Raw genomic sequence first — 20,874 nt, 5'->3', positions numbered from 1 at the left:
CGGGGGCGCGGGAGCCACGGGGGCGCTCGGGACGACCTCGGTAACGGTCAGCGGGATCAACCCTGTTCGGCCGGTTCGGCCCGTTCGCTCCGCTCGTCGGCCGGCTCCGGCAGCTCCGGCAGTTCCACCAACTCCTCCGCCCCGTGGCCCTCCCCCAGGACGTCGATCCGGTGGCAGCCGTCCTCGGGGAGGCACTCCGTGACCTCCGGCATCCCCGTCAGCACCACGGTCCGGTTGACCTCGTCGTAGGTGGAGATCATGGTGCACGGGGAGTCGGAGACCGCGTGCTCGTCGTCGGCGTCGACCGCCCGCGTGGTCCAGCCGTCCAGGTGGTGCTCGTCGAAGAGCCGGTCGGCCAACGCCGCGACCTCCTCGCGCGAGCGGCAGTCGTCCGGGTTCTGGTGCAGCTCCTCCCGCAGTTCGGCCAGCCGCAGCTGCTCCTCGGAGAGTCCGGTGTAGGGCTCGATGCCCAACTCCTCGCAGGTGCCGGCGCCGCCGGGGTAGACCCGCAGCGGGTCGCCCTTGGCGTTGTCCACGCAGGCGGTCAACTCGGCCGGCGGCGGCGAGACGTCCGGGCGGCTGGCCCAGCTGTCCGCCCAGTAGTCGCCGCAGGTGAGGACCGGGTCCTGCTCGGCGGGGGAGGGGCCGATCTCGATCTCGATCCCGTCGACCACACACGTGACGTTCCACGAGCTGTGCGGCTGCCCGGGGTCGGTGGTCCAGGCGTAGGCGCCGGCGGTGGCCCCGGCGACGGCGAGCGCCGCGACCGGCACCAGCACCGCTCGGCGCGGCCGGTGGTGCCGGGCGCGGCCCCTGGCCCGGGTCAACACCCGCAGCCCCAGCGGGCCTTCGGGGTCGTCGGCGAGGGCGCGGTCGCGCAGCGGGTCGGCGGCGCGCAGGGCCGTCTCCAGGCGCTCGGTCTCGTCAGCGTCGTGCATGGAGCTTCTCCTCGGTGCGGGGCGCGGTGCCGGGCCCGGTGCCGGTTGCGGGGGCGTTCTCGGGGCCGGTTTCGGAAACGGGAGGCGCGGGGGAAAGGGGGGCGCCACGGCTCAGATGCGGGCGGAGCCGTTCCCTGGCCCGGTGGAGCCGGGTGGCGACGGCGCCCGTCGAGATGCCGAGCACCGTGGCGATGTCCCGGTGCGTCAGGTCGTCCCAGTAGGCGAGTCGCAGCAACTCACGGTCGGCGGGCGGGAGTTCGGCCAGCGCCTCGGCCAGGTCGTCGCCGGGCGTCAGCGCCGGCGGGGCCGGCGCCCCGGCGACCCCGCGTTGCAGCCGCAGCCAACGGCGTTGGCCGCGTTCCTGGTTGGCCAGCACGTGGCGGGCCACGCCGAAGAGCCACAGCCGCGCCTCGTGCGGGTCGTCGGGCACGCGCCTGCGCCGCCGCCAGGCGGTGGCATAGACCTCGGAGACGGCGTCGTGCGCCGACGCCTCGGAGGTCCGTCGCAGGCAGTAGGCGAGCAACCGGCGGAAGGTCGCCCGGAACAGCCGGTCGAACTCCTCGTTCGCGTCCTCGTCCCTGTGAACCTTTCTCATGCCCCCTCATGTCCGGCACCCCCGTGGCACCTCACCGCTCCCCGCCGGGGAGTTGGTCACGATCACATCACGGGCGGTCGCGCGGCGCGTGCGCCGGGGTCAACGGCGCGCCCGCCGGCGCTGGCGCCGGTCGCGGTGCTCCCCGAGCACCAGCGGACCGGCGCCGGCTCGGCCGCCTACCCGGCCACGTTCGGCGTGCCCTGACCGGCCCCGACCTCGCCCCCGGCCGGTTCGTCCCCGGCCGGTTCGCCGTTGGCCACCGGCGTGGAGCGGCCGGCCATCGGCGTGGCGACGGCGGCCATGGTGCTGTTGAGGGTGCCGAGCAGCCCGCCGAGCAGTTGATGGCCCTGCTGATCGGCCCGCTGGAGGCGCGCTCCCGGATGGGCATCCGGGCCGTCCCCGACGAGGAGCTGCGCGAGGTCGCCGCCACCGCCACGGCCACCTTCCTGCGCGCCTACGCGGCCTGAGGGCCCGCACCCGACCACGCGTCCGCCCACTCCTGGTCCGTTGTCGTCTGCGCCCCGTCCCGGATGATCCGCGCCGTTCCCCGCGCCCCTCAGGGGCCCACCGGCCTCAGGGGCGCGGGGAACGGCGCGAGTAAGCGTCGATGACCCGCACCCGACCACGCGCCCGAGCCGCCCCCTCACCACGTCGTCCGCGGCGTGGAACGTTTCCAACGATGTGCGCGTCCGCCCGCCCCAACGCCCCGCAGCCGCCCGCCCGTCCGGGCCCGGCGCGGGGCGCGGCGGGCGCCCGGACGGGGCCGAAGCGGTGACGTTGTGACATCAACACGTCACATCTTGCGAGGAATTACTCGGTTAAGTTGCGCCGGAAAAGCGAACTCACCGCCCTCCTGGGCGTTTTCTTCCTTCGTTGAATCCATTCGACGCTGTCCGGCTCCTTGACATGGTGGTGTCACGGTGGCCTGATGGGTGGGCGAGACATGGGAGCGCTCCCAATCTCTCTCGGCGTGTTCGCGCACTCGTCAACCCCCACCCCAACGGGGTCCCGGGACGGACCCCAATTGAGGAGACGACCATGAACAGCAGAAAACGACTCGGAGTTGCGGCAGCCGCCGGCGTCGCCGGGGCGCTGGCCGTGGCACTCGCGGTGCAGCCGGCCACGGCGGGTGAGCCGGAGGCGGAGGCCGTCGGCCTGCACATCGAGAACGGCCGGCTGGTGGAGAGCACCGGCAACGACTTCGTGATGCGCGGCGCCAACCACGCCCACGCCTGGTACACCGGCCAGCTCGGCTCGCTGGCCGACATCAAGGCGCTGGGCGCCAACACCGTGCGCGTGGTGCTCAGCAGCGGGCACCAGTGGGAGCGGACCACGCCCGACCAGGTCGCCCAGATCGTCTCGGAGTGCAAGGCGAACCGGCTGATCTGCGTGCTGGAGGTGCACGACACCACCGGTTACGGCGAGCAGTCCGCCGCCGTCTCGCTGGACGCGGCCGCCGACTACTGGGTGAGCGTCCTCGACCAACTCCGGGGCGAGGAGGACCACATCATCGTCAACATCGGCAACGAGCCGTTCGGCAACACCGGTTACGAGGCGTGGTCCGCCGACACCCAGGCCGCGATCGGCAAGCTCAGGAGCGCCGGCTTCGAGCACACCATCATGGTGGACGCCCCCAACTGGGGCCAGGACTGGAGCGGGACCATGCGGGCGGACGCCCAGGAGGTCTACGACTCCGACCCGACCGGCAACACCATCTTCTCGATCCACATGTACGGCGTCTACAACACCGCCGCCGCGGTGCGGGACTACCTCGGCTCCTTCGTGGACGCCGGACTGCCCATCCTGGTCGGGGAGTTCGGGCACAACCACTCGGACGGCGACCCGGACGAGGACGCCATCATGGCGACCGCCGAGGAGCTGGACCTGGGCTACCTGGGCTGGTCGTGGAGCGGGAACAGCAGCGACGTCGGGTACCTGGACATGTCGGTCAACTTCGACCCCAACCAGCTGACCGAGTGGGGTGACCGCTTCTTCAACGGGCCCAACGGCGTCGCGGAGACCTCCGAGGAGGCCACGATCTACAACTGACGCCTGCCCGCCGCCCGTTGACTCCCAACAGCGGCGCGGCGCCGGCGGGGGGTGTGCGGCGGGGCCGCCCGGGGGACGACGCCGGGTGGCCCCGTCCCCGCGCCGGCAGGCCCTCAGCGGCCGTTGCCGCTGGCGGCGGGCGCGCCGGGCGGGTGGTCCGTCAGCCGGCGGATGGTGCGGTTGACGTCGGACGGCGAGACGATGCCGAGCAGCCGCGCACTCCGGCCGTCCCGTTCACCCCGCGCCTCCCCGTACCGTTCCCCGTCCCGTTCCCCGCCGCGTTCCCCGTCCCGTTCGATGACCAACACCCGGTGTTCAGGGCCGGGTTCGAGGCGGGGCAGCAGCTCGGCGAGGTCCTGGTCGGGGGCGCTGGTGCGCACCCGGTCCAGGGGCACCATGATCTCGGCGACGGTCAGCGCCCGGTGCTTCTCGACGGGCACCTCCCGCAGCCGTTCCCTGGTGACCAGCCCGATCGGGGCGCCGTTCGCCGAGACCACGGGCAGCGCGGGGTGGTCGAGCCCGGGGCTGGTCTCGCTCAGCAGGCCGCCGACGGTCTCGTCGGCCGGAACGGTCGCGGGCCGGGGCGTCATGGTCTCCCGCACCGGAACGCCGGCCAACAGCTGCCGCACCCGGGCCTGTTGGCCCTCAAGCGAGGCGGCGCCCGCCACGAACCAGCCGACCAGCGCCAGCCAGAGCGCGCCGAACGCGCCCGTCCACAGGAAGGCCACCAGCCCGACGCCCACCAGCAGCCAGCCGAAGGCCTGGCCGGCCGCGCTGGACTGCGCGGTGGCCCGGGGCCGGTCGCCGGAACGGCGCCACAGCGCGGCCCGCAGCAGCCGGCCGCCGTCGAGCGGGGCGGCGGGGAAGGCGTTGAAGAGCGCCAACAGGAAGTTGATCACCGCGAGCCAGGCGACCACCTCGACGATCGGGCCCGCGTCCACCGCGACCAGCAGCCAGGTGACCAGGGTGAAGAACACGCCGAGCGCCAGGCTGGTCGCGGGCCCCGCGCCGGCGATCCGGAACTCGGAACCCGGGTCGGGCGCCTCGGCCCTGGTCCGGGTGGCGCCGCCCAGCAGCCACAGCACGATGTCGTGCACCGGCACCCCGTCGCGGCGGGCCACCACCGCGTGGGCCATCTCGTGCGCCAGCAGCGACGCCAGGAAGAGCACCCCGGCCAGCAGTGCCAGCAGCGTGTAGCTGAGGGCGCTGCGGTCGGGATAGGCGGCGGGCAGCCGTTCCGCTCCCAGGCCGACGGCGATCACCGCGAAGATCACGGCGACGCTCCAGTGCACCCCGATCCTGACGCCGGCGATCCGGCCCAGCCTGAAGGTGGCCCGCACCTCGCTCACCTGCCTCGTTCCGTCCGTCTGGTCGGCGCGGCGAGTACCCAGGTGGCGGCCGCCCATGCCCCGGGGCCGTGGGCGGTTCCGTTCGCCGTGCCGAACGGGCGCCGCCTTCCTAGACTGGCCGTTATGGCCCGGCCCAACGACGAGGTCGAGGCGCTGCTCCGGGAGTACGCCGACCTCATCGCCATCACCGGCAGGGGCGCGTTCAAGCAACGCGCCTACGAGCGCGCTGCCCGCGCGATCGGCGGGCACCCGGCCGACGTCGCCACGTTGGACTCCGAGAGCCTGCGGGAGATTCCCGGCGTTGGCTCGTCGATCGCCGACAAGGTCGAGGAGTATCTGCGCACCGGCCGGGTCGCGGCCGTCGAGGAGACCAGGGCGTCGATCCCGCCGGGCGTGCGGGCGCTGCTGGACGTGCCGACGCTCGGCCCCAAGAAGGCGATGACCCTCTACCGCGAGCTGGGCGTCTCCTCCGTCGACGAACTGGCGGCCGCGCTGCGCGAGGACCGGCTCGCCGGGCTGAAGGGCTTCGGCCCCAAGGCGCGCGAGAACATCGAGCACGGCCTCGCCGTGCTGCGGCAGTCAGGCGGCCGCATCGGTCTCGACACCGCGCTGGGCGTGGCCGAGGAGACGGTCGCCCGGCTGGGCGAGGCGGCCGGCTGTGTGCGCTGCGCCCACGCCGGCTCGGTGCGGCGGATGAAGGAGACCATCGGCGACATCGACGTGCTGGCGGCGGCCGACGACCCGGAGCCGGTGATGGCCGCGTTCTGCGCGCTGCCGCTGGTGGCCGAGGTGGTGCTGCGCGGCCGGAAGAAGACCACGGTGCGGACGGTCGACGGGCTCCAGATGGACCTGAGGGTGCTCAGTGAGGACTCCTGGGGCGCGGGGATGATCTACTTCACGGGCTCCAAGGCGCACAACATCCGCATCCGGGAGATCGCGCTCCGAAAGAAGCTCAAGCTCTCCGAGTACGGACTCTTCGACGCCAAGACCGGTCGGAAACGGGCGGCCCGCAGCGAGGAGGAGGTCTACCGCCGGCTGGGCCTGCCCTGGATTCCGCCGACGCTCCGCGAGGACCGGGGCGAGGTCGCCGCCGCCCAACGGGACGCGCTGCCCCGGCTGGTCACCGTCGACGACCTGCGGGGCGACCTGCACAGCCACACCGACCTGACCGACGGCATCGCGCCGCTGACCGAGATGGTCGCCGCCGCCGCGCGGCGCGGCTACCACTACTACGCCGTCACCGACCACGCGCCCGAGCTGCGGATGCAGCGCATGACCCTGGACAAGGCCCGCGCCCAGCGCGAGCAGCTGCGACAACTGGCCGGCGAACACGGCCGGTTGAAGCTGCTGCACGGCACCGAGCTGAACATCGACCCGGAGGGGAACGTGGACTGGCCGGCGGAGGTGCTGGCCGAGTTCGAGCTGTGCGTGGCGTCCGTCCACTCCCACTTCGAGCTGGACCGCGACGCCCAGACCCGGCGGCTGATCAGGGCCTGCGAGAACCCGCACGTGAACGTCATCGGCCACCCCACCACCCGCAAGTTCGGCCGCCGCAACGGGATCGACGCCGACTTCGACGCCGTCTTCGCCGCCTGCGCCCGCACCGGCACCGCGCTGGAGATCAACAGCCACCCCAACCGGCTGGACCTCAACGACGAACACATCCTGCGCGCCCGCGAGTACGGCGTCCGCTTCTCCATCGACTCCGACGCGCACGCGCCCACCCACCTGGGGCACGTGCGGTTCGGCGTCGCGCAGGCCCAGCGCGGCTGGCTCGGCCCCGACGACGTGATCAACACCTGGACGCTGACGCGCCTGCGTCGCTTCCTGAGGAAGACCGGAGCCCGCTGACCGGCCCTCCGGCCCGGGGGCCGTCAGGGCCTTGGGCCCAGGTGGGTGAGGAACCAGTCCCTGGCCAGGGCCGTCACCTCGGAGAGCGCGCCCGGTTCGGGGAAGAGATGGGTCGCGCCGGGGATCACCGTCAGCTCGTGCGGGCCCTGGAGGGACTGTTCGGCCGCGCGGTTGAGTTCCAGGACGCGTTCGTCGTTGCCGCCCACGACCAGCAGCGTCGGGCAGCGGACCTCGGACAGCCGGCGGTCGGCGAGGTCGGGGCGGCCGCCCCGGGAGACCACCGCGCCGACCGGCGAGGCCGGGTCGGCCGCCGCCCACAGCGCGGCGGCCGCGCCCGTGCTGGCGCCGAAGTAGCCGATCCGCAGCCCGTCGTGGGGCGCGCCGTGGCCCCGCACCCAGTCGGTGGCGTGGCCGAGCCGCTCGGCCAGGAGGCCGATGTCGAAGACGTTGGCCCGGTCGGCCGCCTCCTCCTCGGTCAGCAGGTCGAACAGCAGCGTGCCCAGGCCCGCCTGGGCGAGCGCCTCGGCGACGAAGGTGTTGCGCGGGCTGTGCCGCCCGCTGCCGCTGCCGTGCGCGAAGACCACCACGCCGGTGGCGTCCGCCGGCAGCGTCAACTCCCCGGGCAGGGTGACCTCTCCCGCCGGGATCTCCACCGCCCGCGCGCTGCCGCGCCGCAGCAGCTCGACCACCTCCTCGTCGGTGGTCTGCGCGAAGTCCGCGTAGAACTGGCCAACCGCCAGGAAGTCGTCCACCACCTCGGGGCAGACCAGCTCGTCGGCCTCGCCGCCGATCCGCCGCTCCCAGTCGGCCGGCGCGACCGGCACCGCCAGCACCACCCGCGCCGCGCCCCTGGTGCGCGCCGAGCGGCACGCGGCCCTGGCCGTCGCGCCGGTGGCGATCCCGTCGTCGACCACCACCACGGTGCGGTCCACGACGGAGACCCGGGGCCGCTCGCCCCGGTAGGCGACGGAGCGGCGGTCCAGCTCGGCGCGTTCCCTGGCCTCCACCTCGTCCAGCGCGTCCTCGTTGACCCGGGCCCCGCCCACCACCTGGTCGTTGAGCACCCTTGCTTCGTCCTCGGCGATGGCGCCCATCGCCAGCTCGGGCTGGGCCGGCAGGCCCAGCTTCCGCACCACCGCCACATCCAGCGGGGCGCCCAGCGCGGTCGCCACCTCGGCGGCCACCGGGACGCCGCCCCGGGGCAGCCCGAGCACCACCACGTTCCCGCCGCGCAGCGGCGCCAGCTCGCGGGCCAGCCGCCGCCCGGCCTCCCGCCGATCAGCGAAGCGCATCGTCTCGGCCACCTCCTCGGTTCGCCGGGCGCGGGCGCCCGTCCGTCCCATCGAACCGCGTGACCGTCCCGGGCGCCCGTCAAACGCCGTCGCCCGGGCGAGGCCGGGCGACGGCGGAAAGCCGCCGACGCGCGGGCGGCCCGGCCCGGGAAACGACGAACTCCCCGCCACCGGCGGGGAGTTCGTGAGATGCGGTTGCAGTACTAGGGCGCGGGGGAGCGCAGCACGGCGGTCACCCGGTCCGCCAGCTCGGCGACCGGCACCTCCCGCTGCTCCCGGGTGGCGAGGTCCTTGACCAGCACCGCGTCCCGGCGCCACTCGTCCTCGGCCACCACCACGGCGACCCTGGCGCCCAGCTGGTCGGCGGCGGCCAGCTCCTTGCTGAGCTTGCGCGGCTCCAGCGGCGTGCTGGTGCGGACGCCGGCCCGGCGCAGCACGCCCGCCATCCGCCGCGTCTCGGCCAGCAGCGCCTCGCCCAGCGGGATGACCACGGCGTCGGCCTGCGGCCTGGGCTTCGGCAGCAGCCCGTGGGTCTGGAGGAAGTCCTGGAGCGTGACGTCGCCCATGCCGAAGCCGATGCCGGGAATCCGCTGCTTGGTGAAGAGCCCCGCGAGGTCCGCGTACCGGCCGCCGCCGAAGAGCGCCCTGCGGTTCTCCGGGTGCAGGTCGAAGACCTCGAAGACGGTGCCCGTGTAGTACTGGAGGCCGCGCACGATGAACGGGTCGAACGTGACCAGCTCGCGCGCCTCGCTGTTGAGCAGCCTCACCACCTGGGACCGCTCGGCCACCTCGTCCGGCACCGCGCGCAGCACCTCGGCGCCGCTGGCGAGGGTCTCCTCCAGCAGGTCGAACTGGGCCGGGGTGAGCGACATCTTCTCGGCGTCCTCGGCGAGCTTCTCGCGCGGGTACTTCGCCCACCGGTCGACGAGCGAGGCCACCTCCTGCCGCCGGTCCTCGGGCACCTTGACGATGTCCCGGAGGATGCTCTCCAGCAGCACCCGGTCGCCGACCCGCAGCGCCCACATCTCCTCGGTGGCGCCGAGCGAACGCATCATGTCGTGGATCAGCTCGAACAGCTCGATCTCGCAAGCGATGCTGTCGGAGCCGAAGATGTCCACGTTGATCTGCCAGTGCTCGCGCAGCCGGCCCCGCTGGGGGCGCTCGTAGCGGTGGCAGATGACATGGCTGTACCAGCGGACCGGGAGGTGGAGGCCGCCCAGGTTCCGCGCGATCATCCGCGCCGCCGAGGGCGTCATCTCCGGCCGCAGCGCCAGCCGCCGGCCGCCACGGTCGGTCAACGAGTAGAGCTGCTGGTTGGCGATCTCCTCGCCGGACTTCGCCTCGTAGATCTCGACCGGCTCCAGAATGGGGCCGTCATAGCGGCCGAAGCCATAACTCTCGATAACCTCGAAGAGCGGATGGAAGAACTGCTGCCTGACCGACATCTCCTGCGGCAGGAGATCTCTGGTACCGCGATAGGGGGTGGTCGGGAGCAGGTCAGTCACCGCGTGATCCTTCCAGGGTGAGTTGAGAGATGCACGGTAGCAGACCGCGCGGGCGGCCACGAAGTCGCTCCACGGTCGCCCGGCGAAGGCCGGACGGCGGGCCCGGGGCCCATCTCACCCCGTGGACGACCACCGGCCACACCGGCCGTCGCGCATTTCCCGCGCCTTTTCCGCGCGGGTGCGTCAACGGGTTTTCCCGGAGGCTTTTCTCCTCTTCTTTGTTCCCGTAATTCGTGAGGCGTTCTCCGTTGTTTTCCCCAACGGCGGGCGGGGTGAACGGGGCAGGGGCAACGGGGGAAACGGGAGGGAAAGGGAGCGGATGCGGCGCACCGTTCGCCGTGCCCGTTCAGGCCGGCCCGTCGCCCGCGTGCGCCCGGCCGGTGCCCGGGGTCGCCCTCAGCAGCCCGTGGTCGCGGAGGAACGCCGTGACCGCGCCGGCCAGCGCGACGGGGGCGTCGTCGTGCACCCAGTGGCCGGCGCCGGGGAAGTCCACCCGCTCGGTGCCCGGGCGCTCGGCCACCATCCGGTCGGCCAGCGCCGCCGGCAGCAGCGTGGACTCCTCGCCGCGCAGCAGCAGCGCCGGGCAGGACGAGCCGCGCCAGTCCGCCGACCAGTCGCCGACCCCGCCCCGCTGCACCTCCATCATCACGTCCCAGTCGAGCAGCATCCGCCACCCGTCCTCGTCCGGCACCGCGCTCTGGAGGAAGTAGGAGGGGTCCGGCACGCCCCGCCGCTCGATCAGCTCGCTCAGCTCCGCCCGGGTGCCCGCCCTGCGGGGCCACCCCCGCACGTCCAGCGTCGGATGCGGCACCTCGGGCCGCCGCATCACGGGACCCACGTCCTCGACGATCAGCGCCGAGACCAACTCCGGGTGGCGCGCCGCCACCTGATAGGCGGTGATGCCGCCCAGCGAGTGCCCGTAGAGCACCACGGGGCCGGTCCCCAACGCCCGGATCAGCGCGGCGGCGTCCGCCACGAACGCCTCGCGGCCATAGCCGTCGGAGACCGGCTCGCTCCAGCCGTGGCCCCGCTGGTCGGGCGCGATCACCCGCACCAGCCCGGAGAGGTCCCGCGCCAGCCGCCTGAAGATCGCGCCGCGCCCGAACGTGCCGTGGAGCGCCACCATCACCGGGGCCCTGGCCCCGCCCCCGGAGTCCATCACCGGCACCCGCCGCCCCTCGACCAGCACCGTTCCCATCTCGGCCAGCAGGTCCATCTTCCCCACCCCGCCCTCGTCCCGTTCTCACGCTTTCTCCACGCTAACCGGCGGACACCGCTTTGGCATCGGCCGACGTGTGGCGGGAGGTTGACGGCGCGCGAACGCCAACGACGCGGGTGGCGGGGGGTGACACGGGGACGAACGGGGGCCTTGCCACCCCCTGTTGGCTACCCTTTCCTCCGTCCGCCCGCCGTCCCAGCCCGTCTCCCCGCCCACCCTCCGTTTCCCGGAGCCCCCGGAGTTCCCGTGCCCCTCTTCCCCGTCGCGTCCCGCCGCCGCGCCCCCGTGGGGCAGCGAGGCGGCGGCCAACGGGGCGGGCCCGTCGAGGTGTTGGGCGTGGTGCGCAACCTGACCTCGGCGACCAGGCTGCTCGACGTGCTGCCGCTGCTGCGCGCCGAGGACGGCATCACCGTCTCCTTCACGGTCAACCCCGGCTCCACCTTCGACGGCGGGCTCGCGGACTATCTGGCGCACCAGCGCGGCACGGTGCTCTCCTGGCGGGAGGCCACCAGGCGCCGCTTCGACCTCGTGGTCGCCTGCGCCGTCAACCGCTCCATGCGGCGCCTCAGCCGCCCGCTGGTGGTGCTGCCGCACGGCGTCGGCTACAACCGGCTGACCCGCCGCTCCACCGGCGACGCCACCTCATCGGCCGGCCTCTCGCCCCGCGAACTGCTCCACCGGGGACGGGTGGTGCCCGACGTCATCGGCCTCTCCCACGAGGAGCAACTCGACCGGCTGGCCGTCAGCTGCCCGCCGGCCCTGCCGCACGCCCGCGTCGTCGGCGACCCCTGCTTCGACCGGATGCGCGCCAACCTGGACTGGCGCGACCACTTCAGGGAGCCGTTCGGCGCGACCGGCGGCCGGCGGCTGGTGGTGCTCAACTCCACCTGGGGACCGCACTCGTTGATCCGCCGTCACCCCGGACTCCCGGAGCGCCTGGTGCGCGCGCTGCCCGTGGACGAGTATGTGGTGGCGCTCGTGCTGCACCCCAACATCTGGTCCGACGACACGCCCTTCGGCGTGGACCGCAGGCTGCGCCACGCCCTCGACGCCGGGCTGCGGCTGGTCAGCCCGGAGCGCGGCTGGCAGGCCGCGCTCATCGCCGCCGACCTGGTGGTCGGCGACACCGGCTCCGTCACCTTCTACGGCGCCGGCCTGGAACGGGCCACCCTGCTGGCCGCCAGCGGCGAGGCGGAGCTGGACCCGCGCTCCCCGATGCACGCGTTCGGCACGCGGGCGCCCAGGCTCGACCCCGAGGGCGACCTGCTCGGCCAGCTCCGCGCCGCCGAACGGGCCCACCGCGCCGAGGCGTTGCGCCCGGTGACCGGGCAGGCGCTGGGGCTGACCGACCGCTCGGCGTCCGTGCTGCAACGCCTCTTCTACGAACTCCTCGGCGAACGCGTCCGCCCGCCAGCCGACGACCCGCGCCCGTCCCGCTACCCCGACCCGACGCCGATGACCGGCGCGGGCCCCACGGCCTTCGACGTGGTGGGGAGCGTCAGGGGCGAGACGGTCGAGCTGACCCGCCACCCGGTGGACCCCGCGCGCGGCGGCGCCCGGGGCTTCTTCGCGGTGACGGCGGAGGAGGGCACGCGCTCGGCGGTGGCGCAGACGGCTGAGGTGGCGGCCCGCCGCCAGCCGCGCGGCGAACTGCCGCCGGAACGCTGGCTGGAACGCCGCTTCGCCGACCAGCCGTGGCTCTCGGTCGCGGTCGCGGCGCTGGGGGAGAGCCGCCATCTGCTGCGGCTGCGCGACGGAACGGTCGCCGAGGCCCACGCGCCGCGCGGCTGGGGCGCGCCCGAGCCCGTCCTCGACCCGGTGCTTCTGGGCGCGGCCGTCCACGTGGCCCTGGAGGCGGGCGACCTTCCCGAACGTCTGACCATCCGCACGGGCACGACGGAGATCCCGGTGCGGGTGGCCTCCGGCCGGCGCGAGGACTGAAGGGCCGGCGGGGGCGCCCCGGTGTTGCCACTCCGGCAACGCGGATCGCCCCGGCCGGTCCTCGCGCCGCATGATCGGTGGGCACCCGCGCCCGCACGCGAACCGAGGAGAGGACCCATGCGGCCCGAGCCGTCCGCCGCCCTCCGCCACCGCACCGTCGACGCCCCCGCCGGGCGCCTGCACCTGGTCGAGCAGGGCAGCGGCCCGCTGGTCCTGCTCGTGCACGGCTTCCCCGAGTCCTGGTACTCCTGGCGGCGCCAGCTCCCGGCCCTCGCCCGGGCCGGCTACCGGGCGGTGGCGATCGATGTGCGCGGCTACGGCCGCTCCTCCAGGCCGGAGGCGACCGACGCCTACCGGATGCTCGACCTGGTGGCGGACAACGTCGCCGTCGTGCGCGCCCTGGGCGAGGAGAACGCGGTGGTCGTCGGCCATGACTGGGGCTCCACCATCGCCGCCACCTCCGCCCTGCTCCACCCCGAGGTCTTCCGGGCCGTCGCCCTGCTGAGCGTCCCCTACGCGCCGCCCGGCGGCCCCCGACCCACCGAGGTCTTCGGCCGGATCGGCGGCCCCGGGCAGGAGTTCTACGTCTCCTACTTCCAGGAGCCCGGCCGCGCCGAGGCGGAGATCGAGCCCGACGTCCGGGGCTGGCTCGCCGGCTTCTACGCCGCCCTGTCCGCCGACACCATGCCCGCCGAGGGCGAGCCCGACCCGCACTTCGTCTCCCACGGCGGCCGGCTGCGTGACCGTTTCCCCGTCGGCGTCCTCCCGGCCTGGCTGACCGAGGACGACCTCGACGTCCACGCCGGCGAGTTCGAGCGCACGGGCCTGACCGGCGCCCTCAACCGCTACCGGAACCTGGACCGCGACTGGGCGGACCTCGCCCCCCACCGTGGGGCGCCGATCCCCCAGCCGTCCCTGTTCGTCGGCGGCGCCCTGGACGCCTCCACCACCTGGATGTCGGAGGCCATCGACGCCTTCCCCACCACCCTCCCCGGGCTGACCGCCTCCCACCTCCTGGAGGGCTGCGGCCACTGGGTCCAGCAGGAACGCCCCGAGGAGACCAACCGTCTGCTGACCGGCTGGCTCGACGCGCTCGCTGGCTGAACCGCCGGCGCGGCCCCGGGGTCGCGCCGTTCGCTCAGGAAATCCCCGCCCGGCGGCGGACCGCCGCGAGCCGGGCCGCCACCCGCTCCCGCGCCTCCGGGTCGGTGACCCACCCGCTCAGCGTCTCCAACGCGCCCTCCGCCTTGGCCCACAGGCTGAGGCGCTCCGCGAGCCCGGCGGCCGCGTCCAGGGCCGCGACCGCCTCCTCGCGGCGGCCCAGGTCGCGCAGCGCCGCGCCCCGGACGATGCCGATCCGCGCGTGCAGCGCCGCGTGCCGCGCGTCGGGCACGCGGGCCTGGGCGCGGTCCAACTCGGCCAGCGCCGCGTCCGGTTGGCCGAGGTCGAGCAGCGCGCCGGCGAGCTGGTAGCCCTGGAGGGCCATGCCGCGCTCGTCGCCGGCGTTGGCCTCCAGGGCGGCGCGGAAGTGGTCGGCGGCCTCGGCCGGCTGGCCGGTGGCGCGGGCCAGGACGCCCCTGGTCTCGTGGATGGTGCCGCGCAGCTGCGTGTTCCCCACCGTCGTCAGCAGCGTCTCGACCGGCTCCAGCGTCTCGCGCGCCCCCGCGTGGTCACCCAACTCGATGTGAGCGCGTGCCAGTTGGTTGACCATGCGGAGTTCGGCGTCGGGCCTGGCGGCCCAGCTGGCCGCCTCGATGCCCAGCAGGTGGGCCTCGATCCAGGCGATGTACGGCTTGCGGCTGTGGAAGTACGCCCACAGCGCCTGGCACATCAGCCAGACCGGTTCGTGGCGGCCGCGCTCGGCCGCCGTCCGCAACAGCGCCAGCAGGGTCGCCTGTTCGCGTTCCGTCCAGTCCAACGCCGCGCCGGGGGAGGGGAGTTCGGGGAGGACGGGAATCTCGGGCCGCCGTTCGGTGCCCGTCAGGCGCAGCCGTTCGCCCAGCACCGTCCGGTCCACCAGCTCGCAGGCGGCGACAGCGAAGTCGACGCCGAAGCGCAGCGCCTCCTCGCGTTCGCGCTGCTCGGCGAGTGCGGCCGCGTGCTCGCGGACGTCGTCGGGGAACGCCCAGTGTCCCGGGGCGAGTTGCCGCACCAGCCGGGCGGCGGCGAGCGCGGCCAGCCCCGCCTCGGCCTCCGAGCGGTCCGGGCCGCCCAGGCCGAGCGCCAGCTCGTGCGGGAAGGTCGGCCCGGGCAGCGCGCCCAGCAGCCGGTAGAGCCGGCGGGTGGCCGGCGGGAAGCTCCGGTAGACCCGGGTGAACGCGTCCGACATCGTGGTGTCCCCCCCGTCGCTGGCCCGGGCCCGTTGCCGCTGCCGCGCCGCGTCGTCGGCCAGTTCGGCGACCACCCGCTGGACGCTGGCCCCCGAGCCGTCCAGCAGCCTTTCCCCCACGGCGCGCAGCGTCAACGGCCGCCCGCCGCACACCCGCACCAGCGCGCTCAGCGTCGCGTCGCTGATCTCGCTCTCGTCCAGCCAGGACCGGACCAGCGCGCGGCAGGCGGCGGTGTCCAACCCGTCGAGCACCAGGGAACGGGCGCCGTCGAACCGCAGCCTGGCCAGCGGCCGGCGGCTGGTGACCAGCACCATCCCGTGGCGCGGAAGCAGGGCGCGCACCTCGGACTCGTGCTCGGCGTTGTCGATCACCACCAGGAGCCGGCGGCGCCCGGAGGTGGCGGAGCGGTAGGAGGCGACCCGCCCGGCGGGGTCGGGCGGGATGAGGTCGCCGCTGACGCCCAGGCGGCGGGCGAATCCGGCGGCGACCGCGCCCAGGTCCACGCTCCCGCCGGGCTGCCGCACGGCGGCGAGGTCCACATACAGCTGGCCGTCGGGAAAGTGCGCGCGGCTGCGGTCGGCCCACTCGAAACACAGCTGCGACTTGCCCAGGCCGCCCGGCCCGGTGAGCACCAGCGACGCGGGGTGCCGGGCGTCCCCGGCCGCCCAGCGGCGCAACGCCTCGTCGAGCACGGCCAGTTCGCTGACGCGGTTGACGAACCCGGGGTCGGGGGCCGGGATCTCCCACGGAACGGGCGGCCAGTCGGACGGATGCTGGACGGTCAGCGACTGGATCGTCCCCGCCTGGATCAGCCCGCCGCGCACCACGCCGGTCACCTGGTTGCGCACGCCGGGCACGCCGTCGCGCACGCCCTCGTTCACGCCGTCGTGCCCGTCCCCGCCGCTCATCTCTCTCCCCGCTCCTCCGCGTCTCTCCCCGGGCGCGCCGCCGGGCTCCGCCCGACGAGCCTTCCCCCGTCCCAGGGTGTCAGTCGCCGGGGGTCTCCGTCGCCGGGTCCACCTGGATCGAGAGGTCGTTGTCGAGCGTGAAGTAGGGCCAGTAGGTGAAGCCGCGCACCGTCGAGGTCGGGTAGACGAACACGTTCTTGCGGTCGGCGACATCGTCGAGCAGCCGGCCCACCCGGACCGGCCTGGCGCCGGTGTCGGGGCGGACGAGGACGTTCCACACCGCCGCCGCGCCCGGGTCGGTCGGCAGTTCGCGGTAGTCGGCGGTGAACGTGAACGCGCCGTTCTCGCCGGCCGTCAGCTCCGTCTCGCGCTCAGGACCCTCCTTGCCCCTGCGGCGCAGGACCGCCGCCGCGCCCGGCCCGAACTCGGGGCCCAGCAGCCGCCCGTGGACCGTCACCGCGTGCTGGCCCGGCTCCAGCCGGACGACCTCGGCGTGCCCGGCGCGCTGCCAGGCGCGGACCGAGAGGAAGCCGTCCTTGGTGGCGTAGGGGAGCCGCACCCGCAACACGCCCTCGTCCAGCGACGGTTCGGCGGAGGCGGTCGGCGCCAGCACCCGCAGGTCGCGCAGCCCCGGCAGCGCCCGCAGCCGGGGGCGGTCGGTCTCCGGCAGCAGATAGGCGTCCCAACGGCCCTCGCTCAGGCGGGGGTTGGCGCCCAGCTCGGCGCGCCAGCGGCCGGGCTCCTCGGGCACGGCGACCAGCTCGACGGCGTGCCCCATGGTCTCCTCCTGCCCCTTCCTGGGCCGCAGCCGCAGCAGCAGTTGCGGCGCCCGGGCCTCCGGCAGGTTCAGCTCGAAGGTGATCCGCCCCTCCCGGTCGACGCGACAGTCGACGCGCGGCGCTTCCTCGACGGTGCCCTGGCTCAACGGTTACCCCTTCGCATGGTGCGCATGGTGGACACGGCGGCGGCGAACGCGGCGTCCCGGACCAGGTGGCCTCGGTTGACCAGCCGCGCGCCGACCCTGACCCGCAGCGGCGGCCTCTCCCTGTGGCCGCTCGCCTTGGCCTCGTGCAGCTCGGTGAAGAGTGCCTCGGCCTGTCCGATGATCGGCACCGGGTCGAAACGCCGGGAGTTGGCGAGCGCGGCCTCGCTCATCGTGCGGCGCAGCTCGTCGTTCTGGATCAGGTCCAACAACGCCTCGCTGAGGGCGTGTTGGTCGCCGACCGGGACCAGCCGGCCGTCCTTGCCGGGGGTGATGATCTCGCCGGGCCCGTGCGGGCAGTCGGTGCTGACCACGGGCAGCCCGCAGCGCATGGCCTCCACCAGCGTCATCCCGAACGGCTCGAAGCTGGAGGTGGAGGCGCCGATGGAGCCCTTGACCCACTCGGCCTCCATGGCGGGCGCGGTGCCCATCAGGAACACGTTGTTGTACAGGCCGAGTTCGTTGATCAGGGCGCGCAGCCTCTCGCGTTCCTCGCCCCGGCCGTAGATCCGCAGCTGCCAGTCGGGGCGTTCGGCGGCGACCCGGGCGAAGGAGCGGATCAGCAGGTCGTAGCGCTTGACGCGGACCAGCCGGCCGGCGGCGACCACGATCTTCGCCGAGGAGTCGGCGGGCGGAAGCGCCGGCGGCGGAACGCTGTTGGGCAGCGCCTCGACGCGCACCCCCGGCAGCCGCATCTTGCGCCGGTAGGCGTCGGCGTCGGCGTGGGTGACGGTGGTCAGGGCGTCCAGGCGCGGGTAGACCCGGCGCAGTTCGTTACGCAGCCCCGGCGGGTGGTTGTCCAGGGTCAGGTGCTCCTGGCCGACCAGCACCGCGTGGCGCGGGCCCTGGAGCGCCAGGTGCACGTTGAGCCCGGGGCGGGTGCCGATGACCACGTCGGAGTCGAGGCCGGCCAGGCAGTTGGCGATCCGCTCGTCGGTGAGGGCGCTGTACTGGTCGAAGCGGTACTCGGCGGCCGGGAAGACCTTGGGCGGCCTGCGGTGCCGTGGGTCCTCCCGCTCGGTGCGCAGGTCGACGAGGGCGCGCACCCGCACCCGGGGGTCGAGCGAGAAGTTGGGCTCCTCGCGGTGGCGGAGGATGGAGATGATCTCCACCTCGTGGCGCTCGGCGAGGGCCTGGGCCAGGTTGAACGTCGTCCTGATCGTGCCCCCGATCCCGAACGCGTTGTGCAGCAGGAACGAGATCCTCATGCTGGTGTGACCTCCTGGGGAGCCGCTTGGTTTGCCGTTGACGGGGTGACGCTGGTCACTGGCCCCGGGGCGGGGGGTTCGCCCCGGGGGCGCTCCGGCGAAGTCATCAACGATCGCCCCGGCGGGAGGATGCGCCCGACGTTGACGAACCGTGTCCGTTCGGTGACTCCACGTCAGGTCCGCACGGGGCGAGCCGGGCGGCCGTTCCCGCTCGGGCCGGGGCTCCGGGCCGGGGCCCGTTCCCGCTCAGGCCAGGGCACCCCAGCGCCAGTCGGCGACCTCCGGCAGGTCGGTGCCGTGCTCGGCGACCCAACGGCCGTGCCGGTAGCGGGTCTCGGCCATCCGCTGGCGGAGCCGGGCGGCCCGCACCGCGAGCCCGGGAACCCGGTCGATCACGTCCATCACCAGCCGGTAGCGGTCCAGGTCGTTGCGGACCACCATGTCGAACGGCGTCGTCGTCGAGCCCTCCTCCAGATAGCCCCGCACATGGAGCTGCGGGTGGTTGGCGCGGTGGTAGGTGAGCCGGTGGATCAGCCACGGATAGCCGTGGTACGCGAAGATCACCGGCCGGTCGCGGGTGAACAGCGCGTGGTAGTCGCGGTCCGACATCCCGTGCGGATGGTCCTGGGGCGCCATCAGCCGGGCGATGTCCACCACGTTGACCACCCGGACGGCCAGTTCGGGCAGATGGCGGCGGAGCAGGTCGGCGGCGGCCAGCACCTCCTGGGTCGGCACGTCGCCCGCGCAGGCCAGCACCACGTCGGGCTCGGGCGGTGCGCCCCCGACGCCGCCCTCGGAGCCGGCCCACTCCCAGATCCCGGCGCCCGCCGCGCAGTGCGCCCGGGCCGCGTCCAGGTCGAGCCAGTCGAAGCAGGGCTGCTTGCCGGCGACCACCACGTTGACGTAGTCGCGGCTGCGCAGCACGTGCTCGGCCACGGCCAGCAGGGTGTTGGTGTCGGGCGGCAGATAGACCCGCACCACCTCGGGCGCCTTGTTGAGCACCTGGTCGACGAAGCCCGGGTCCTGGTGCGAGAAGCCGTTGTGGTCCTGCCGCCAGACGTGCGAGGTCAACAGGTAGTTGAGCGACGCGATCGGCCGCCGCCACGGCAGCCGGCGGGCGGTGCGCAGCCACTTGACGTGCTGGTTGGCCATGGAGCCGACGATGTGCGCGAACGCCTCGTAGCTGGAGAACAGCCCGTGCCGGCCGGTCAGCAGATAGCCCTCCAGCCAGCCCTGGCAGAGGTGTTCGGAGAGCACCTCCATCACCCGGCCGTCGTGGCCCAGGTGTTCGTCCACGGGCAGGATCGCCGTCTGCCACACCTTGTCGGTGGCCCGGTAGACGTCCTGGAGCCGGTTGGACGCCGTCTCGTCCGGGCCGACCAGCCGGAAGTCGCGGCGTTCGGCGGTGGCCGCCATCACCCGGGCCAGCATCCCGCCGAGCACCCGGGTCGGCTCGTGGCTCTCGGCGCCGGGCGTCGGCACCTCGACGGCACACTCCTCCAGCGGGGGCAGCGGCAGCTCGCGCAGCAGCAGCCCGCCGTTGGCGTGCGGGTTGGCGCCCAACCTGCGGTCGCCGACCGGCAGTCGCTCCAGCACCTCGGCGGTGGGGCGCCCGTCGGCGTCGAACAGCTCCTCGGGCCGGTAGGAACGCAGCCACTCCTCCAGCTGCCGCAGGTGCGCCGGGTTGCCCCTGGGGTCGGCCAGCGGGATCTGGTGCGCGCGCCAGGTGCCGGTCACCGGCAGCCCGTCCACCTCGGCGGGCCCGGTCAGGCCCTTCGGGGTGCGCAGCACGATCATCGGCCAGCGCGGGCGGGCCCGCACGCCCTGCTCCCGCGCCGCCCAGCGCAGATCGGCGATCCGGTCCAGCGCGGTGTCCAGGGCGGCCGCCAACTCCCGGTGCAGCTCGGCCGGTCGCTCGCCGCCCACATAGAGCGGGTCGTGGCCGAGGCCGCGCAGCATCTGGTCGAGTTCCGGCTCGGGGATGCGGGCCAGCAGCGTCGGGTTGGCGATCTTGTAGCCGTTGAGATGGAGGATCGGCAGCACCGCGCCGTCGTGCACCGGGTCGAGGAACTTGTTGGCGTGCCAGGACGCGGCCAGTGGCCCGGTCTCCGCCTCCCCGTCGCCGACCACGCAGGCCACCAGCAGATCGGGGTTGTCGCAGGCGGCGCCGTAGGCGTGGGCCAGCGAGTAGCCCAGCTCGCCGCCCTCGTGGATGGAGCCGGGCGCCTGCGGCGCCACATGGCTCGGCACCCCGCCGGGGAACGAGAACTGCTTGAACAGCCGCGCCATCCCCGCCGCGTCCCTCGTCACGTCCGGATAGGTCGCGGTGTAGGAGCCGTCCAGCCAGGAGTTGGCCAACGGCGCCGGCCCGCCGTGCCCGGGACCCCAGATCGCGATGGCGTCCAGGTCCCGTTCCACGATCGCCCGGTTGAGATGGGCGTGCACCAGGTTGAGCCCGGGCGTGGTGCCCCAGTGGCCGAGCAGCCGGGGCTTGATGTCCTCGGGGCGCAGCGGCTCGGCCAGCAGCGGGTTGGCCATGAGATAGATCTGGCCAACGGACAGGTAGTTGGCGGCCCGCCACTGCGCGTCGAGCGAGGCGAGCGTCGCCTCGTCCGGCACGGACACGGGGGCGTGCCCCGCGTCGGGCGCGCCGGGCGCCGCGCGCCCGGCGCGTGCCTCGGTCGTGCGCCCGGCGTGCGCGGCGGCC

15 protein-coding genes and 1 pseudogene are annotated in these 20,874 nt (G+C 74.2%); 5 read left to right on the top strand and 11 right to left on the bottom strand.

The annotated features are described in order from the left end of the window. Window positions 1-56: 56 nt before the first annotated feature. The 3 genes from EBN88_RS14375 to EBN88_RS32375 all read right to left on the bottom strand — a co-directional run bounded on the left by EBN88_RS14375 (window position 57) and on the right by EBN88_RS32375 (window position 1,835). Window positions 57-938 carry a hypothetical protein gene (locus tag EBN88_RS14375; protein ID WP_122184265.1) on the bottom strand — a complete coding sequence of 294 codons (882 nt, stop codon included), beginning with the start codon at window positions 936-938 and terminating at the stop codon, window positions 57-59. Continuing rightward, entirely contained in the window at window positions 925-1,533 is a 609-nt protein-coding gene (locus EBN88_RS14370; RefSeq protein WP_122184264.1) for an RNA polymerase sigma factor, read from the bottom strand. Before EBN88_RS14370 ends, EBN88_RS14375 begins: the two co-directional genes overlap by 14 nt. Before the next feature lie 176 nt (window positions 1,534-1,709). Then, a complete protein-coding gene (locus EBN88_RS32375; RefSeq protein WP_267902563.1) occupies window positions 1,710-1,835 on the bottom strand; it encodes a hypothetical protein in 126 nt (41 codons plus the stop codon). Window positions 1,836-1,850: 15 nt separating this feature from the next. On the opposite strand from EBN88_RS32375, the pseudogene EBN88_RS31840 reads away from it, so the two are divergent. Next, window positions 1,851-2,000: pseudogene (locus EBN88_RS31840) on the top strand (TetR/AcrR family transcriptional regulator C-terminal domain-containing protein); the annotation flags it as partial. A gap of 571 nt (window positions 2,001-2,571) precedes the next feature. Then, window positions 2,572-3,582 (top strand): glycoside hydrolase family 5 protein, encoded by a 1,011-nt coding sequence (locus tag EBN88_RS14360; protein WP_122184262.1) that lies wholly within the window; start codon window positions 2,572-2,574, stop codon window positions 3,580-3,582. Between the two features lie 113 nt (window positions 3,583-3,695). On the opposite strand, the gene EBN88_RS14355 is transcribed toward EBN88_RS14360, so the two are convergent. Next, a complete protein-coding gene (locus tag EBN88_RS14355; RefSeq protein ID WP_233580664.1) occupies window positions 3,696-4,931 on the bottom strand; it encodes a site-2 protease family protein in 1,236 nt (411 codons plus the stop codon). A 123-nt stretch (window positions 4,932-5,054) separates the two neighbouring features. On the opposite strand from EBN88_RS14355, the gene polX reads away from it, so the two are divergent. Continuing rightward, the gene (gene polX, locus EBN88_RS14350; protein ID WP_122184261.1) at window positions 5,055-6,782 is read left to right on the top strand and encodes a DNA polymerase/3'-5' exonuclease PolX; all 1,728 of its coding nucleotides are present in this window, start codon (window positions 5,055-5,057) and stop codon (window positions 6,780-6,782) included. A 23-nt stretch (window positions 6,783-6,805) separates the two neighbouring features. Here polX and EBN88_RS14345 read toward each other — a convergent pair whose 3' ends face one another. From EBN88_RS14345 to EBN88_RS14335, 3 genes are all read right to left on the bottom strand, one after another. Next, window positions 6,806-8,074, bottom strand: a complete 1,269-nt coding sequence (locus EBN88_RS14345; RefSeq protein ID WP_122184277.1) for a phosphoribosyltransferase family protein — start codon at window positions 8,072-8,074, stop codon at window positions 6,806-6,808. Window positions 8,075-8,277: 203 nt separating this feature from the next. Continuing rightward, entirely contained in the window at window positions 8,278-9,579 is a 1,302-nt protein-coding gene (hisS, locus tag EBN88_RS14340; RefSeq protein ID WP_122184260.1) for a histidine--tRNA ligase, read from the bottom strand. A gap of 346 nt (window positions 9,580-9,925) precedes the next feature. Next, a complete protein-coding gene (locus EBN88_RS14335; RefSeq protein ID WP_233580665.1) occupies window positions 9,926-10,795 on the bottom strand; it encodes an alpha/beta fold hydrolase in 870 nt (289 codons plus the stop codon). 249 nt (window positions 10,796-11,044) lie between these two features. Between EBN88_RS14335 and EBN88_RS14330 the strand changes: the two genes are divergently transcribed. Next, entirely contained in the window at window positions 11,045-12,739 is a 1,695-nt protein-coding gene (locus EBN88_RS14330; RefSeq protein WP_233580663.1) for a hypothetical protein, read from the top strand. A 117-nt stretch (window positions 12,740-12,856) separates the two neighbouring features. Further along, entirely contained in the window at window positions 12,857-13,843 is a 987-nt protein-coding gene (locus EBN88_RS14325; RefSeq protein ID WP_122184259.1) for an alpha/beta fold hydrolase, read from the top strand. A gap of 34 nt (window positions 13,844-13,877) precedes the next feature. Here the strand turns inward: EBN88_RS14325 and EBN88_RS14320 are convergent, their stop codons facing one another. The 4 genes from EBN88_RS14320 to EBN88_RS14305 form a co-directional block, all read right to left on the bottom strand. Beyond that, window positions 13,878-15,977 (bottom strand): tetratricopeptide repeat protein, encoded by a 2,100-nt coding sequence (locus tag EBN88_RS14320; RefSeq protein WP_122184258.1) that lies wholly within the window; start codon window positions 15,975-15,977, stop codon window positions 13,878-13,880. A 79-nt stretch (window positions 15,978-16,056) separates the two neighbouring features. Continuing rightward, window positions 16,057-16,902, bottom strand: coding sequence for a hypothetical protein (locus EBN88_RS14315; protein WP_122184257.1), 846 nt, complete (start codon window positions 16,900-16,902; stop codon window positions 16,057-16,059). Next, window positions 16,899-18,167, bottom strand: a complete 1,269-nt coding sequence (locus tag EBN88_RS14310) for a glycosyltransferase family 4 protein (protein WP_122184256.1) — start codon at window positions 18,165-18,167, stop codon at window positions 16,899-16,901. The genes EBN88_RS14315 and EBN88_RS14310 overlap by 4 nt, the downstream gene beginning before the upstream one ends. A gap of 246 nt (window positions 18,168-18,413) precedes the next feature. Beyond that, window positions 18,414-20,792 (bottom strand): phosphoketolase family protein, encoded by a 2,379-nt coding sequence (locus tag EBN88_RS14305; protein WP_122184274.1) that lies wholly within the window; start codon window positions 20,790-20,792, stop codon window positions 18,414-18,416. Window positions 20,793-20,874: the final 82 nt, after the last annotated feature.

The sequence above is a fragment of the Streptomyces triticirhizae genome (assembly GCF_003696235.1).
GTDB lineage: Bacteria > Actinomycetota > Actinomycetes > Streptomycetales > Streptomycetaceae > Streptomyces > Streptomyces triticirhizae.
The sequence above is the reverse complement of the archived record's forward strand: the minus strand, read 5'-3'. Positions and strand labels throughout refer to the sequence as shown.